13 protein-coding genes are annotated in these 12,496 nt (G+C 66.7%); 6 read left to right on the plus strand and 7 right to left on the minus strand.

Annotated features, from left to right (window positions below; translation table 11 throughout):
• The first annotated feature begins 17 nt into the window (after positions 1–17).
• Entirely contained in the window at positions 18–659 is a 642-nt protein-coding gene (locus tag FM111_RS01090) for an ATP-dependent Clp protease proteolytic subunit (protein ID WP_003165321.1), read from the plus strand.
• Positions 660–770: 111 nt separating this feature from the next.
• Positions 771–1,307: a cytochrome b gene (locus FM111_RS01095; protein ID WP_256968037.1), complete on the plus strand. Its 537-nt coding sequence runs from the start codon at positions 771–773 to the stop codon at positions 1,305–1,307.
• Between the two features lie 62 nt (positions 1,308–1,369).
• Here the strand turns inward: FM111_RS01095 and FM111_RS01100 are convergent, their stop codons facing one another.
• Together FM111_RS01100 and FM111_RS01105 are read right to left on the minus strand one after the other, a co-directional pair.
• The gene (locus FM111_RS01100; protein ID WP_087138893.1) at positions 1,370–3,466 is read right to left on the minus strand and encodes a DNA topoisomerase IV subunit B; all 2,097 of its coding nucleotides are present in this window, start codon (positions 3,464–3,466) and stop codon (positions 1,370–1,372) included.
• A 68-nt stretch (positions 3,467–3,534) separates the two neighbouring features.
• Positions 3,535–4,821, minus strand: a complete 1,287-nt coding sequence (locus FM111_RS01105) for an O-antigen ligase family protein (RefSeq protein WP_087138894.1) — start codon at positions 4,819–4,821, stop codon at positions 3,535–3,537.
• On the opposite strand from FM111_RS01105, the gene FM111_RS01110 reads away from it, so the two are divergent.
• Positions 4,820–5,980, plus strand: coding sequence for a low temperature requirement protein A (locus tag FM111_RS01110; RefSeq protein ID WP_218779150.1), 1,161 nt, complete (start codon positions 4,820–4,822; stop codon positions 5,978–5,980). The two genes, FM111_RS01105 and FM111_RS01110, sit on opposite strands and share 2 nt — an antisense overlap.
• Here FM111_RS01110 and FM111_RS01115 read toward each other — a convergent pair.
• Positions 5,977–8,316, minus strand: coding sequence for an ATP-dependent helicase (locus tag FM111_RS01115; protein WP_087138895.1), 2,340 nt, complete (start codon positions 8,314–8,316; stop codon positions 5,977–5,979). The two genes, FM111_RS01110 and FM111_RS01115, sit on opposite strands and share 4 nt — an antisense overlap.
• 175 nt (positions 8,317–8,491) lie before the next feature.
• Between FM111_RS01115 and FM111_RS01120 the strand changes: the two genes are divergently transcribed.
• Positions 8,492–8,746, plus strand: coding sequence for a hypothetical protein (locus tag FM111_RS01120; RefSeq protein ID WP_087138896.1), 255 nt, complete (start codon positions 8,492–8,494; stop codon positions 8,744–8,746).
• A gap of 4 nt (positions 8,747–8,750) precedes the next feature.
• Complete coding sequence (locus tag FM111_RS01125) at positions 8,751–9,098, plus strand: DUF488 domain-containing protein (protein WP_179204976.1); 348 nt, start codon at positions 8,751–8,753, stop codon at positions 9,096–9,098.
• Positions 9,099–9,145: 47 nt separating this feature from the next.
• Here FM111_RS01125 and FM111_RS01130 read toward each other — a convergent pair whose 3' ends face one another.
• Genes FM111_RS01130 through FM111_RS01140 form a run of 3 tightly spaced genes read right to left on the minus strand, consistent with a single transcriptional unit; the run spans position 9,146 to position 10,530 of the window.
• Positions 9,146–9,871, minus strand: coding sequence for an SIMPL domain-containing protein (locus tag FM111_RS01130; RefSeq protein ID WP_087138898.1), 726 nt, complete (start codon positions 9,869–9,871; stop codon positions 9,146–9,148).
• Positions 9,868–10,110, minus strand: a complete 243-nt coding sequence (locus FM111_RS01135) for a ribbon-helix-helix domain-containing protein (protein WP_087138899.1) — start codon at positions 10,108–10,110, stop codon at positions 9,868–9,870. The genes FM111_RS01130 and FM111_RS01135 overlap by 4 nt, the downstream gene beginning before the upstream one ends.
• Before the next feature lie 3 nt (positions 10,111–10,113).
• Positions 10,114–10,530, minus strand: a complete 417-nt coding sequence (locus FM111_RS01140) for a YbaY family lipoprotein (protein WP_087138900.1) — start codon at positions 10,528–10,530, stop codon at positions 10,114–10,116.
• 191 nt (positions 10,531–10,721) lie between these two features.
• On the opposite strand from FM111_RS01140, the gene FM111_RS01145 reads away from it, so the two are divergent.
• Positions 10,722–11,606 carry a DMT family transporter gene (locus tag FM111_RS01145; protein WP_087138901.1) on the plus strand — a complete coding sequence of 295 codons (885 nt, stop codon included), beginning with the start codon at positions 10,722–10,724 and terminating at the stop codon, positions 11,604–11,606.
• Here FM111_RS01145 and sseA read toward each other — a convergent pair whose 3' ends face one another.
• Complete coding sequence (gene sseA / locus FM111_RS01150) at positions 11,607–12,449, minus strand: 3-mercaptopyruvate sulfurtransferase (RefSeq protein ID WP_087138902.1); 843 nt, start codon at positions 12,447–12,449, stop codon at positions 11,607–11,609. It abuts the gene before it with no gap.
• Positions 12,450–12,496: the final 47 nt, after the last annotated feature.

A 12,496-nucleotide genomic window follows, 5' to 3' on the forward strand; every position in this document is an offset into this window, starting at 1 on the left:
CATTCGAGAAGGCCTTCATGCGCGATCCGATCGACTACATCTCCAACAACCTGGTGCCGATGGTGGTGGAGCAATCCAGCCGCGGCGAACGGTCGTTCGACATCTTTTCGCGTCTGCTGCGCGAGCGGATCATCTTCCTGACCGGCCCGTTCGAGGACGGTATGGCCTCGCTGATCTGCGCCCAGCTGCTGTTCCTGGAATCGGAAAACCCGAAGAAGGAAATCAGCATGTACATCAACAGCCCCGGCGGTCAGGTGACCTCGGCGCTCGCGATCTATGACACCATGCAATACATCAAGTCGCCGGTCTCGACCGTGGTCATGGGCATGGCCGCCTCGGCCGGTTCGCTGATCCTGACGGCCGGTGAAGCGGGCCAGCGCATCGCTCTACCGAATGCGCGGGTGATGGTGCACCAGCCCTCGGGCGGCTTCCGCGGCACGGCCTCGGACATCGAGCGTCATGCCGAGGACATCATCGCCACCAAGCGCCGCCTGAACGAAATCTACGTCCAGCACACCGGCCGCACCTATGAAGAGGTCGAGCGCACACTGGACCGCGACCACTTCATGACGGCGGAAGAAGCCAAGGCCTGGGGCATCGTCGATCACGTCTATGACAAGCGCACCCAGGCCGACGACGACGGCGTGAAGGCTCCCTAAGCCTTAGGCACCGCTTCGGCTGCGACAATTTGCGAGGCGGGATCCGGCGACGGATTCCGCCTCGAATCGTGTTTGAGACTGGTTATCAGCGGAGAGGGCGCTTCAATGGCGATGCAGTGGAGAGACGACGGCTTCCGGTATGGCGTCGTCACGCGCGTGCTGCACTGGGCGATGGCTCTGCTGCTGGCGTGGCAGTTCACGGGCATGGCGGTGAAGATCATCGTCGGCAAGGCGCCGATCACCGCCTTCTGGGTCGGCACGCACAAAGGGATCGGCGTCATCCTGCTGACCCTGATCGTATTGCGCGCCCTGTGGGGCCTCTACAACATGAAGACGCGTCCGGCGCACGGCGGGGGCTTCTGGGGCCTGGCCGCCAAGGTCTGGCATCTGGCGCTCTACGCCCTGATGCTGATCGTCCCGGCGCTGGCTCTGCTGCGCCAGTATGGATCAGGCAAGCCGCTGGATGTGTTCGGCGTGCGCCTGATCGACGGCGGCTGGGCCGAAGTTCCGTGGATGACCGCACCGGCCAACGCAGTCCACGGCCTACTGGCCTGGGTGCTGCTGGCGGCCATCGCGGGTCACATCCTGATGGTGCTGGTCCACCGCTTCATCTGGAAGGACGGCACGGTCAGCCGGATGATCGGCTAGCCTTGTTCAGCCCGCCGTCATCGCCAGAGTGACGGCGGCCAGGGTGACAGCGGAAGGCGCAATCAGACGTCCAGGTCAGCCTGGGCGAAGCGGGCGTTTTCCTGAATGAACTGATAGCGGGCCTCGGCCTTGCGGCCCATCAGGCGCTCGACCAGGTCCTCGATCTCTTCCTCGCTGTCGGGCAGGGAGACGCGCGCCAGGGTCCGCTTCTTCGGATCCATGGTGGTCTCCTTCAGCTGGGAAGCCATCATCTCGCCCAGGCCCTTGAACCGGCCGATCTCCACCTTCTTGCCCTTGAACACGGTGGCCAGCAGCTCGTCGCGGTGGGCGTCGTCGCGGGCGTATTCCGACAGCGGGCCTGCGCTGATGCGATAGAGCGGCGGCAGCGCCATGAACAGACGGCCCTGACGGATCGTCTCGGGCATGGAGCGGTAGAAGAAGGTGATCAACAGCGCCGCGATGTGAGCGCCGTCCACGTCGGCGTCGGTCATGATGACGATACGCTCATAGCGCAGGTCTTCGATGTTGAACCGGTTGCCCGGCTGAACGCCCAGCGCCAGCGCCAGATCGGACAGTTCGACGTTGGCGCGTAGCTTGTCCGCCGTGGCCGAGGCGACGTTCAGGATCTTGCCGCGCAGGGGCAGGATGGCCTGGGTGGTGCGGTCGCGCGCCTGCTTGGCCGAGCCGCCGGCCGAGTCGCCCTCGACGATGAACAGTTCGGTGCCTTCGGCGGCCTGGCGGCTGCAGTCCGACAGCTTGCCGGGCAGGCGCAGCTTGCGGGTGGCGGCGGCGCGCTGGACTTCCTTGTCCTTGCGGCGGCGCAGGCGGTCCTCGGCGCGGTCGACGACGAAGCCGAGCAGGGCGTTGGCCTGTTTCGGGCTTTCGGTCAGCCAGTGGTCGAACGGGTCGCGCAGCAACTGTTCCGTCAGGCGCTGGCCCTCGGGCGAGGACAGGCGGTCCTTGGTCTGGCCCTGGAATTCCGGGTTGCGGATGAAGACCGAGATCAGGGCGCCCGCATTGGCGATGACGTCCTCGGCTGTGATCTGGGCGGCGCGCTTCTCGTTGATCAGCTCGCCATAGGCCTTCAGGCCCTTGACCAGTGCGGCGCGGAAGCCCGCCTCGTGCGTGCCGCCGTCGGGCGTCGAGACGGTGTTGCAGTAGGAGGCGACGAAGCTGTCGGCGTCGCCGAAGCCGATCGGAGACCAGGTGACGGCCCATTCCAGCGCGCCCGCCTCGCCCTTGCGCTCGACGCGACCGGCGAAAACGGGGGTAACGGTTTCCAGCTCGCCCACGCGCTCGGCCAGGGCGTCGGCCAGACCGCCGGGGAAGTGCAGGGTCGCCTGGGCAGGGGTGGCGTCCGTGATGCGTTCCGGCGCGCAGGTCCAGCGGATTTCGACGCCGCGGAACAGATAGGCCTTGGCCCGCGTCATGCGGAACAGGCGAGCGGGCTTGAAGGTCGCGCCGGCGCCGAAAATCTGATCGTCCGGCTTGAACCGGATCAGGGTGCCCTTCTTTTTCGACGGCCCGACCTGCTGGATCGGCGCCTGCACATGGCCGCGGCTGAAGGACTGACGCCATTCGAACCCGTCGCGCCAGACGGTGACGTCCAGGCTTTCCGACAGGGCGTTGACGACCGAGACGCCGACGCCGTGCAGGCCGCCTGAGGTCTCATAGGCCTTGCCAGAGAATTTGCCGCCCGAGTGCAGCACCGTCATGACGACTTCCAGCGCCGACTTGCCGGGGTGCTTGGGATGCGGGTCGACCGGAATGCCGCGCCCATCGTCGCGTACCGACAGATAGCCTTCGGCGTCCAGATCGACAGTGATCAGCTTGGCGTGCTTGGCGACGGCCTCGTCCATCGCGTTGTCGAGCACTTCGGCGAACAGATGGTGCAGGGCGCGTTCGTCGGTGCCGCCGATGTACATGCCGGGGCGCTTGCGGACAGGCTCCAGCCCCTCCAGCACCTCGATCGAAGAGGCGGAATAGCCGGTGGCGGCCGCCGTCGCGGCGCTGGCGTGGGACGTCAGCTCGACCTTGGGCTGATGCACGGGTGGCGCAGGCTGGGCCGCAGCCGGAGGCGTCGCCGCAGCGGGTGCGGGCGCGGGGGCGGCGGGCTTAGCCGGTTCGGCGTCGTCGAGGTTGGAAAACAGGTCGTCCATCAGGGCATTTTGCGGCGATTCGGGGCAGGGTCTGGTAGGCTTCGAACACGGCGGGGGCAAGGCCCGCTTCAGGCTGTTCGATCGGAAGCCAGGTTGCGCGCCAAAACCGCGACGAACAGGGTCCAGGGCAGATCCTGGTGGCTCATCAAGACGCTTTCCGACACGCTGAGCAACAGGAAGGCGGCCAGATAGGCCAGGCTCAAGTAACCTTCACGTCGCCCCAGGCTATTCAGGCGGAACAGTATCGCAGTCGCCGTCAGAGCTATGACCGCACCCACCAGCCACGTCCCCGTCCAGCCCAGTTGAACGCGCAGGTCCAACCAACCGTGGTGCGCCGAGGGCACGCGCCAGCCGGTCTCGTGGCGAATCCACTCCATCGGTTCGGTATCCAGCACCCAGAAGGCGCCGTAACCATAGCCGAGCCAGGGTCTCTGCGCCGCCATGCGCTCGATCGCGGCCCAGATCTCGGTGCGGCCGGTCAGCGTCGGATCCTTGCCGAACAAGGCCAGAATTTCGACGGAGTACTGACTCCAGACCCACAGGCTGATGACGGCGGTCAGCCCCAGGCTCCATACGATGACGACCCCGAACACCGGCCCCATGCGGGCGATCAGGCGGCACATGGCGATCAGCCCGCCGCCCAGCATGGCCATGATCAGGGCGGTCTTGGACTGCGAGCCCAGCAGGGCCAGCGCGCAGACGCCGATGGCCGCCACGGCGATGCGTCGATCCTGCGGTGCGCCCGCCGCCAGCAGGGCCGAGGCGGCGATCAGGCCGACCGCCATGATCATTCCCATGTGGTTCTTTTCGTACCATAGGCCGCGCCACAACCCGGCGTTGGCGCTGTGATGGACGCCCAGACTCGGAAAGAGGAAGACGGCGATCAGGCTGCCGACGCCGAGGGCAAGGAAGGTCCAGGTCAGCAGGCGCGGCAGTTCCGCGCCCTGGAATGCGACGCCGAGATAGATGGAGAAGCCGCCGGTCAGGGCCAGGGCCAGAACCCGTCGTTGGGTTACGTCCGGCGCTTGCGACCATAGGCCGGACGCCAAGGCCAGGATCACCATCAGCGCGAGCAGGATGAAGGCGGGCCAGGCCGCCGCCATCTGGCGCGCCCGAAACGCCATAAGTCCCAGTATGATCAGATAGACCGGCGGCCAGATCAGTCGAAGCGCCGGAAGTTCTTGCTGCTGAGGTGCAAAGATCGGTCCGATCAGCGCCCCGGTCAGAAGGAATAGGATGAAGGCCGCCGCGACCTGTTCCCAAAGGCGCGGCGCGACTGAGGATGTCTGGGGTTCTGGACGAACGGCGCGCACGGGCGCACCTTCGCGGAACAGGGTTAAGGAAGGGTGGGGCATGGCCGCCAGTCTGATGCGCGTTCGACGGCCCGGAGAGCATGCACGGGTCAGCTTTGTCGAGCTATTCTTCGATCTCGTCTTCGTCTTCGCCATCACCCAGGTCAGCCATCTGCTGCTGGCGCACCTGACGCCGCTGGGTGCGCTGGAGGCGGCCGTCCTGTTGGCGGCGGTCTGGTGGGTGTGGATCGACACCAGCTGGATCACCAACTGGTTGGATCCCGAGCGCGGTCCCGTACGGCTGATGATGTTCGCCCTGATGGCGGCGGGCCTGGTCATGTCGATGTCCCTGCCCACGGCGTTCGGCGACAGGGGACTGACGTTCGCTTGCGCCTTCGCCGCCATTCAGGTGGGACGCAGTCTGTTCACCCTGTGGGCGGTGCGCAGTTCGCCAGCGCAGAGGGCGAACTTCCAGAGGATATCGCTATGGGCCCTGCTGGGCGCCGTATTCTGGATCAGCGGCGGCCTGGCGGAGGGGCAGACGCGGCTGCTGATCTGGCTGATCGCCCTGGCGCTGGAGTTCACAGGTCCGGCTCTGGCCTTCTTCGTGCCGGGCCTGGGACGATCTAGCACGACGGACTGGGACGTCGAGGGCGCGCACCTGGCCGAGCGAGTCGGCCTGTTCGTCATCATCTGCCTGGGCGAGTCGATCATCATCACCGGAGCGACGTTCGCGGAACTGACGTGGACAGCGCCGGTGGTTGCGGCCTTCGTGTCCGCCTTCGCCACCACCATCGCCATGTGGTGGCTGTTCTTCAGCGAGGCGCACGAGGCGGGATCGGAAACCATCAGCCACGCCGCTGACCCCGGCGCCATCGCCCGAAGAACCTATACCTATTGCCCGATCATCGTGGTGGCGGGGATCGTGGTGACGGCGGTCGGCGATGAGCTGGCCCTGGCGCATCCGTTGGGCGTGGCGGGCGCGGCGAGTGCGGCCGTGCTGATCGGCGGTCCTCTGCTGTTCCTGTTGGGCACGGCCCTGTCGGTCTTCAGCATTTGGGGCAAGGTGGCGTGGCCGCGTGTGTTTGGAGGGGCGGTTCTGGGAGTCGTTTTCCTGATCGGGCGACAGTGGTCGCCGCTGGCGCTGACGATGGCGTCGACCATTGTTCTGGTGGCGACGGGGCTGTGGGAGTCCTTCGCCCCGCGAGGACAGCGCGCCTAGGGCGCCTTCTCTACGAAGGTGTCGATGACCTTCTTCTCGCCCGCCTTGTCGAAGCTGACCACCAGCTTGTTGCCCTCCACCGCACGAACGGAGCCATAGCCGAATTTCTGGTGGAACACCCGATCGCCGCGCGCCCAGCCGGACGCTGCCTTGGGATCGGCCGTGGCGATCAGGCGGCCTTCGCCCTCGATCACGGCGCGGCGGGCGTAGGCGGGCTTGGGCGTCTGGGCGGCAGTATAGGTCTGGGCGCGCTTCCAGCCGGGGCTGGAATAGCCGCTGCCGAAGGAGGGGGCCTCGTCCCAGCGGCTCTTGGCCTCCTTCATGCCGGTCGAGGCGCCGTAATAGCCGGTGTCCGACTGCGGCTCGACGTGGGCGATCGGCAGTTCATCGACGAAGCGGCTGGGCAGCTGAGAGGTCCAGCGGCCATAAACCATGCGGTTGGCGGCGAAGCTGATGCGCGCATCCTGCTTGGCGCGGGTGACGCCGACGTAGGCCAGGCGGCGCTCCTCCTCCAGGCCCTTCACCCCCTTCTCGTCGATGCTGCGCTGGCTGGGGAAGACGCCTTCCTCCCAGCCCGGCAGGAAGACCAGCGGGAACTCCAGCCCCTTGGCGCCGTGCAGGGTCATGATCTGCACCGAGCCTGAACCGTCGGCGTTTTCGTCGCGGCGCTCCAGATCCATGACCAGCGAAACGTGCTCCAGATACGCCTGCAGCGTCTCGAACGACTGCATCGACTGGGTCAGCTCCTTGAGGTTGTCCAACCGCGTCTGGCCGCTGGTGCGGTCGGCCTTCTGCATGGCGGTGTAGCCGCTCTCGTCCAGCAGGGTCTCCGTCACCTGCCAGTGCGGCGTGCCCATGGCCATCAGGTCGCGCCAGCGGTCCAGATCACGCACGAAGTTGGCTAGCGGCGTGCGGGTGCGGGCCTGAAGCTCGTCCGTGGTGATCAGATGGCGCACCGCCTGCATGGCCGAGACGCCATTCTCGCGCGCGATGTGAAGGATCTTCTGGACCGAGGTGTCGCCGATGCCGCGCTTGGGGACGTTGACAATGCGCTCGAAGGCCAGATCGTCGTCCTCGGACTGGATCAGCCGCAGATAGGCGTGGGCGTCGCGGATTTCCGCCCGCTCGAAGAAGCGCGGCCCGCCGATGACGACATAGGGAATGGCCAGCATCAGGAAGCGTTCTTCAAACGCACGCATCTGGAATGACGCGCGAACAAGAACGGCCATGTCCTTGTAATTCATGTCCTGCTTGCGCGCAGTCTCGATCTCGTCGGCGATCAGGCGGGCCTCGGCCTCGCCGTCCCAGACGCCGCGCACGCGCACCTTGTCGCCGCTGTCGTCCTCGGTCCACAGGGTCTTGCCCAGCCGGTCCTGATTGGCCGCGATCAGGGCCGAGGCGGCGCCGAGAATGTGCTTGGTCGAGCGGTAGTTGCGCTCCAGCCGGATGACCTTGGCGCCGGGGAAGTCGCGCTCGAAGCGCAGGATGTTGTCCACCTCGGCGCCGCGCCAGCCGTAGATCGACTGATCGTCGTCGCCGACGCAGCAGACATTGCCGGTCGAGGACGTCAGCAGCCGCAGCCACAGATACTGGGCGACGTTGGTGTCCTGATACTCGTCCACCAGAATATAGCGGAACCGGCGGCGATATTCCTCCGCCAGATCAGCATGTTTCGACAGAATGGTGATGTTATGCAGCAGAAGGTCGCCGAAGTCGCAGGCGTTCAGCGTCGCCAGCCGCGCCTGATAGGCGGCGTACAGCGCCGGGCCTTTTCCGTTGGCGAAATCCTCGCCAGGCGGCAGCTTGTCGGGCGTCCAGCCGCGGTTCTTCCAGTGGTCGATCATATGGGCCAGCGACTTGGGCGTGAACCGCTTGGTGTCGATATTGGCGGCTTCTAGAAGCTGCTTCAGCAGCCGCTCCTGATCGTCGGTGTCCAGAATGGTGAAGCTGGACTTCAGCCCGACCAGCTCCGCATGGCGCCGCAGGATCTGCGCCGCGACCGAGTGGAAAGTGCCCAGCCAGCGCAGCCCCTCGGACGAGGGACCGATCAGGTGCCCTATGCGCTCGCGCATCTCGCGCGCGGCCTTGTTGGTGAAGGTGACGACCAGCAGTTCCCACGGCTTGGCCCGTCCGGTCGCCAGAATATGCGCCAGACGGGTGGTCAGGACGCGCGTCTTGCCCGTGCCCGCGCCGGCGAGCACCAGCACCGGCCCCTCGGTCGTCTCCACCGCCTCGCGCTGTTCGGGGTTCAGGCCCGACAGATAGTCGGGCGCCGCACCTTGCGGTGCCTGAGCGCGGGCGAGGTCGGAAATGCGGGGAGCGGGCAGGTCGGTCACAGGGGCGGATACTCGGGCGGCGACGGGGACGGGCGGGCGAGCCGCCGGAATCTCAAAGGGAGAACATAAGCAGCACAGCGGCCAAAGTCAGTCCCATTCGCACGATCTGTGGTTGGAACCGTGAACAGCGAGCGCCGTTTTGCGGCTGACAGGGCAAGCAAGGGAGGAGCGTCTGATGGCGAACAGTTCCAGCGGCGGCGCGAACGTCGGCCTCGCCTTCATCGTGGGCGCCTTGGTGGTGGTTGTCGCTGTTCTGGCGTGGTTTCTGCTCGGGCGAGGCGGGCCGATGCGCCCGGAAACGCCCAACCTGAACGTGGACATCAATGTACCGGCGCCGCGTCTGCCCGAGGCGCCGGACCGTCCCGCGCCGCCCAAACTGCCCAGCCCGACCGAACCGCCGCAGGTGGCCGCGCCCGAGCCCAAGGCATGAGGTCGTGAAGGTCGCCTTGAAGCGGGTCTATGAGCCGCCGTCGGATACGGACGGGACGCGCGTCCTGGTGGATCGCCTGTGGCCGCGCGGACTGAGCAAGGACAGGGCCCGCGTCGATCTGTGGTTGAAGGAGATCGCGCCGACGACGGCGTTGCGGCAGTGGTTCGCCCACGATCCAGCGAAATGGGATGAGTTCCAGCGGCGGTATCGGGCGGAGCTGGAGGTCAACGAGGCGGCTGTGTCCGAGTTGAGGGCTGCGCTCGTCAGCGGCCCGGCGACCCTGGTCTATGGCGCCAGGGATGAGGCGCATAACGACGCCGTCGTGCTGGCGGCCTATCTGTCCGCATCTTGACCCTTTAACCGCTCATCCCGGCCTTCGCCGGGATGAGCGGGGTGTGATTACTTCAGCCGATAGCTGATCGTCGTGACGACCCGCACCTTCTTGTTCGGGCTGCTGGCTTCATCGCCCGTGCCGTCGCGCGACAGGATCTCGAACGAACCCTGACCCGCCGTCTTGATCGGCCCCAGAGGCGCGCCGGAGTCCTTGGCGAACTGTTCGGCGCCGCTGCGGGCGGCGGCGGTGGCCTCGGCGATCATGGCGGGGCGCACGTCGTTCAGCTTGGTGAAGATGTAGGATGGGCCGTTGAAGTCCTGCAGCACCACGCCCTGCCGCACCAGATCGTTCAGGTTGCGGGTCGTGGTCTGCACCCGATCCACGTCCGTGGTGCGCACGATCACGGTCTGGGTCAGGATGAAGCGCGGCCCGCCGGTCTGGCTGGCGTATTCGCGAGAGCGCGTGTCGGCCACGCCCAACTGGCCCAGGTCCACTGCGTCGTCTGGATAGCCCTGGGCCTTCAGGAACTGGCGCACGATGGCCAGATCGCCGTCGATGCGCGCCTGCACCTCCGACAGCACGTCGCCCGAGGCGGTGAAGCGGACCGGCAGGACGGCCAGATCGGCCTTCACGTCCTTTTCCGCTAGGCCGCGCACGGTGACGGAGCGGTCGCCCGCGCGGGCGTTGACCACGCCCTGACCGATCAGGGCGCCGCCGCCGATCAGGCCCACGGCCACCAGTCCGCCGAAGACGGCGGCGGGGATCAGGCGGTTGGCGTTCGTATCGCTCATGACGTCGTCTCTTCTTCTGCGAAGCTGCGGTCGCCGCCAGTCCATTGCAGGGCCAGGATGCGGCAGGCGGAGGCCAGGGGACGACGGCCCCGCCAGTCGTCGATGCGGATCAGCAGGCCGGACCGGCTGAGCGCCAGTTCGGCAGCGATGGCGTCCAGCACGGCCCAGAACTCAGGCTCCAGCGCCACCGAGGTGGCGTGGCCGGACAGCAGCACCGATCGCTTGGCGAGGCCGCTCAAGGCTTAGCGCACGCCTACCATGACGATCTCGACGCTGTTCGGCGCGCCGCGCGTCAGTACCGAATGGCGCGTGTCCGTGGTGAAGCGCAGGGCGCCGGACGGATCGCGGATTTCGGCTCGGGCGGCGTATTCCATGCGGCTGTCGATCTTGTTGTTCGGCACTGACAGGGTGACGGCGTAGGGCGGGCCGCGACCGTCCAGGCGTTGAGTGGTCTCGGCGACGACGCGGGCAGGGGCGTCCATGCGGCTGACGTCTTCGACCCGGACGGTCAGAACGTGGCCCGGCGGCAGCATGATGCGCTCGCGATACAGGGCGCTGACCTGAACTTCAGTCATGTTGTCGGAAGCCTCCGGCAGGGTGGAGCAGGCGGCGGCCATCAGGGCCGGGGCCAGAACGAGGGGAGCGAGGAGCAGGCGCATCAGCGTATCCTTCATGAGCGGCTAGCTTAGCAGAACGCGCCAACGTCACATAAGGCTGCAACAGTTGAGAGACGCCGGGCATAAAGCGGTGCTATCGAAAGTTCCTGTTTCGTTTCGACCGAGTCGCCGGCGTGTCACAGTCTGAATCTCCTCACTCCGAAACCGCGTCGTCACGGTTTTCGTCGCCTGCCATGCTGGCCTTCGGCGGGGTCGGAATCTGCGCCCTGATCTGGGGCACGACCTGGTACGCCATCACCTTCCAGCTCGGCGCCGTCGATCCGGTGATTTCTGTGGTGATGCGGTTCGGCATCGCCTCGGCCCTGCTGGCGCTGATCGTCAAGGCGACAGGCGGGCGGCTGGCCCTGACGCGCAGCCAGCATCTGGCGGCGCTGGGGCAAGGGCTGTTCTCCTTCGCCGTCAGCTACGCCTTCGTCTATGCCTCGGAGGAAAAGATCGCCTCGGCCGTTGTGGCGGTGATCTTCGCCGCCCTGGCCTTCCTGAACCTGATCCTGTTCCGCGTCGCCTCGGGTCAGAAAGCCGCCGGCGCCGCCTGGCTGGGCGCAGGGCTGGGCGTGGTCGGGGTCGGCGTCCTGTCTGCGGGCGAGGTGATGGGCGCAGGCCTGGGCGCCCATGCGGTCGCGGGCGTCAGCTTCGCCGTGATCGCCGTCGTCGCCTCGGCCTTCGGCAACTGGTTCGCCTGGCGCGGACAGCAGGCCGGCTCGCAGGTGCTGCCGTCGACCGCCTGGGCCATGGCCTACGGCACGGGGACGCTGACACTGTACGCCTTGATCACGGGCGTGTCCTGGTCGGTGGCGTGGAGCCCGGCCTATGTCATTTCCTTGCTGTATCTGGCGGTGTTCGGCTCGGTCATCGCCTTCGGCCTGTATTTCACCATCGCCCGCGCGAGGGGATATGCGACCGCCAGCTATATCTCGGCCCTGACGCCGCCGATCGCCATGCTGGTGTCTGTGATGTTCGAGGGCGCGCGCTTCGGCGTCCTGGCCCTGGCCGGCCTGGCCCTGGTGCTGGCCGGGCAGTTGTTCCTGATCCGCGCGCCGAAACGCTCGGCCGCCTGATCAGGCGGCGCCGGTCACGACCGGCGTATCGGCCCGCGCGCCCCATTCGGCCCATGAACCGTCATAGAGCCGAGACGGCCGCCCCAGAACGGCCAGACCAAGGGTCAGGATCGCCGCCGTCACGCCCGAACCGCAACTGGTGATAACGGGCTGGTCCAGATCCACGCCCGCCGCGTGGAAGGCCTCTTCCAGCGCCGCGCCCTGCTTCAGCGTCCCATCCGCGTTCAGCAGGTTGGGGAAGGGAAGGTTGAGCGCGCCCGGCATGTGGCCGGAGCGCAGGCCGGCGCGCGGTTCGGGCGCTTCTCCGCGAAAACGCGCAGCGGCGCGCGCGTCGAGGATCTGCGAGCTCCCGCTCAGGGCGGCCCGCACCTGATCCAGGTCCGCAGTCGCTGCGACGTCGGGACGGGGCAGGAAGCAGACAGGTGCAAGCGCCGTGGAGGGGGTCTGAACCAGGTGACGCCCTTCGGAACGCCATTTGGGCAGCCCTCCATCGAGGACCTGGACCTGATGCGCGCCCATTGTCCGCAGCATCCACCACACCCTTGGTGCAGAACGGATTCCTACGGTGTCGTAGACCACGATGTGGTTGGTCTCGCTCAGTCCCAAGGCGGCCATTCGGGCGGCGAACGCCTCGGCAGAGGGCATCATGTGGGGAAGATGAGAGTTCTGCTCAGAACTGGCTTCCAGATCGAAGAAGACTGCTCCCGGCAGGCGCTGGGCTTCGAAATCAGGCCGTCCGTCCCGTCCGTCGAGATGCCAACTGCCGTCCACGATGCGCAGCTTCGGATCCTCGAGCCGGGATTCGAGGTCAGCAGTAGAGATCAGCGGGGGATAAGCGGTCATATGATCATGCTACCACAATGCGCGAATATCAGGGCCTGTAGCCCCTG

Origin of the sequence: Brevundimonas diminuta 3F5N (genome assembly GCF_900163625.1) — a bacterium.
GTDB lineage: Bacteria > Pseudomonadota > Alphaproteobacteria > Caulobacterales > Caulobacteraceae > Brevundimonas > Brevundimonas diminuta_A.

Excerpts from the sequence above, each read along its gene's own strand:
- FM111_RS01090 (WP_003165321.1), top strand. The coding sequence starts at position 18 with ATGCGCGATCCGATCGACTACATCTCCAACAACCTGGTGCCGATGGTG.
- FM111_RS01095 (WP_256968037.1), top strand. The coding sequence starts at position 771 with ATGCAGTGGAGAGACGACGGCTTCCGGTATGGCGTCGTCACGCGCGTG.
- FM111_RS01100 (WP_087138893.1), bottom strand. The coding sequence starts at position 3,466 with ATGGACGACCTGTTTTCCAACCTCGACGACGCCGAACCGGCTAAGCCC.
- FM111_RS01110 (WP_218779150.1), top strand. The coding sequence starts at position 4,820 with ATGGCCGCCAGTCTGATGCGCGTTCGACGGCCCGGAGAGCATGCACGG.
- FM111_RS01105 (WP_087138894.1), bottom strand. The coding sequence starts at position 4,821 with ATGCCCCACCCTTCCTTAACCCTGTTCCGCGAAGGTGCGCCCGTGCGC.
- FM111_RS01120 (WP_087138896.1), top strand. The coding sequence starts at position 8,492 with ATGGCGAACAGTTCCAGCGGCGGCGCGAACGTCGGCCTCGCCTTCATC.
- FM111_RS01130 (WP_087138898.1), bottom strand. The coding sequence starts at position 9,871 with ATGAGCGATACGAACGCCAACCGCCTGATCCCCGCCGCCGTCTTCGGC.
- FM111_RS01140 (WP_087138900.1), bottom strand. The coding sequence starts at position 10,530 with ATGCGCCTGCTCCTCGCTCCCCTCGTTCTGGCCCCGGCCCTGATGGCC.
- FM111_RS01145 (WP_087138901.1), top strand. The coding sequence starts at position 10,722 with ATGCTGGCCTTCGGCGGGGTCGGAATCTGCGCCCTGATCTGGGGCACG.
- sseA (WP_087138902.1), bottom strand. The coding sequence starts at position 12,449 with ATGACCGCTTATCCCCCGCTGATCTCTACTGCTGACCTCGAATCCCGG.